This is a genomic window from Terrabacter sp. FW104-15G4B, assembly GCF_058790095.1.
In genome coordinates, this window is record NZ_JBYTCI010000065.1 from 1 (window position 1) to 2,259 (window position 2,259).

The following is a 2,259-nucleotide window of genomic DNA, read 5'->3' on the forward strand; positions in this document are numbered from 1 at the left end:
CCGCACCCGCACCCCGGGCCCCGGACCCCGGACCACCGTCCACGGCCGTTGGCTGGCTTACCGAACCGCCTCACAAGGTCGGGCCATGATGGGAGAGTCTCAGGATGACGATCAGCCCTGATGCAATGCCCGCCGGTGAGGTCGAGCCCTACGACATTCCCCGCGGCACGTGCCCGGGCTGTGGGGGCAGCCAGGTTCGACATCTCGTGATCGGGCTCCCGGCGGGTACGGATGACACGACCGGGACACCGCCCTGGGTCGACTGGATCGGCTGCATCCACCCGGGGCACGACCGCGAATGCGACCGGTGCGGCCTTGCGTGGAGCTTCGATGACCCGCGCCAGGTCCCTGTGTCGCCGTAGGCGTCCGTTTGCTGCCGAGCCCCTGGACGTCGGTCCACGTCGGTGCTGGCCAGGCGTCCACTTCAAGGTGATTCGCAGCCTTCGTCACTACGATGCCGCGGTGAACCTCTTGCCGCATCTGCCGCTCGGAGTCGAGCTGCTCATCTTCGCCGGCAGCGCTGCGGTCATCTGGGTCGCCGGGATCCCGCTGTCCAACTACACGGACATCCTTGCCGACCGGCTGCACCTCGGGCAGGCGCTCGGCGGGCTGATCCTGCTCGCGGTGGCCACCAACCTTCCCGAGATCGCCATCACCTACAGCGCCGCCGCGAGCGGCAAGCTCGACGTAGCGGTCAGCAACATCCTGGGCGGCATCGCCATCCAGACCGTGGTGCTCGTCGCTCTGGACGCGTTCGGCGTACGGGAACGGCGGCCGCTGACGTACCAGGCGGCGAGCCTCACTCTCGTGCTCGAAGGCGCGGTGGTCCTGGCGGTCCTGGTGGTCGTCGTCATGGGGACGCAGCTGCCGAAGGACCTCGTCGTCGCCCGACTCTCCCCCGACGTCGTCCTGATCGCGCTCGTCTGGGGTGTCGGACTGGTGCTGACCCGGCGCGCCGGGTCCCAGCTGCCATGGTCCAACAGCGGAGAAGCTCCCGACAGCCAGCCGAAGCCTCGGGGCCACTCCCAGAGGGCCCGGTCAGCCGCCGCCACCCGCAAGGGGATGAGCACCAGCAAGGCCGTCCTCGTCTTCGGCGCTGCGGCACTGGCCACGCTCGTCGCCGGCGCGCTCGCCGAGGAGAGCGGGACGGCTGCGGCCGACCAGGTCGGCCTCTCGGGCGTCCTCTTCGGGGCCACCGTCCTCGCCGCTGCGACGTCCCTGCCCGAGCTCAGCACGGGCCTGGCCGCGGTGCGACAGGACGACTACAAGCTCGCCTTCGGCGACATCTTCGGCGGGAACGCATTTCTGCCGGTGCTGTTCCTGTTGGCCGTCCTCGTCTCCGGCAAGGCGGTCCTGCCGAACGCGCACGCCGCCGACATCTACCTCACCGGTCTCGCCGCGCTGCTGACCATCGTCTACATGGCCGGGCTGCTCTTCCGGCCCAGCAAGGAGCACGCCCGCCTCGGCATCGACAGCATCGTCGTCCTGGCCCTCTACGTGATCGGTGTCATCGGGCTCGTCGTGCTGCCGAGCTAGGAGGTGCCGCCAACGGGCGGCATACGCCTGGTCGTACGCAGCAGGAGCCAGAGCGGCACCGGGCCCACGACCGCGAAGCGGTCCACCACGATGCTGACGCTCTTGACGACCCACTTGACCAGCACGGCAGTGACCACAACCGCCCCTCGGGCAGGGTGCCGCCAGAGCCACACGGCGGCAACGATCGCCTGGGGAGCCAGATGGCCACGTCCTGGACCTGGATGGCGGTCGCCTGCACGCCGGTTCCTGGGAGCTTGGCGTCGGATAGGGCCTGAGCGAGGGAACGACGGTCGCGAGCCAGGCGACGGCAATGAGTGCGGCGACCACCCAGACGTAGCCGGCGACCACGCGGACGGGGCGCCACGACCGCCAGTGCTGCAGTGCCCAGAGCCAGAGAAGCGCGACGCCGAACGGCCGACGGGCGGGCCCGCCGGCCGTCGTGCGCCGGCGGCGTTGGGGGTGAGCCTCGAACCCGGGGGTGGGAGTCAGGTCGCGCTCATCGGCACGGGGGCCGCGCCATCCGGTGGACGCCAGCGACCCTTCTCCCGAGAAGGGGCCACGAGGTGTCCACCGCCATCATCCACCCGGGTCGGGTGCTTCCGGGCGAAAACACCGCACATCTCGCCAATCGGACGCGAGAACGCCGGCCGGCACCGGGGTCTGGCGCATCAGCTGACCGAACAAGCGGTCAGGGTGGGTTCCGCCGACTCCCCCGGCAGAACC

Annotated in this window: 2 protein-coding genes; one reads left to right on the forward strand and one right to left on the reverse strand. The window is 70.4% G+C overall.

What is annotated here, in order from left to right:
* Nucleotides 1-462: 462 nt before the first annotated feature.
* Complete coding sequence (locus tag AC3WRT_RS20610) at nucleotides 463-1,536, forward strand: sodium:calcium antiporter (protein WP_492725270.1); 1,074 nt, start codon at nucleotides 463-465, stop codon at nucleotides 1,534-1,536.
* On the opposite strand, the gene AC3WRT_RS20615 is transcribed toward AC3WRT_RS20610, so the two are convergent.
* Nucleotides 1,533-1,673, reverse strand: a complete 141-nt coding sequence (locus tag AC3WRT_RS20615; RefSeq protein WP_492725272.1) for a hypothetical protein — start codon at nucleotides 1,671-1,673, stop codon at nucleotides 1,533-1,535. The genes AC3WRT_RS20610 and AC3WRT_RS20615 overlap by 4 nt on opposite strands.
* Between the last annotated feature and the right edge of the window lie 586 nt (nucleotides 1,674-2,259).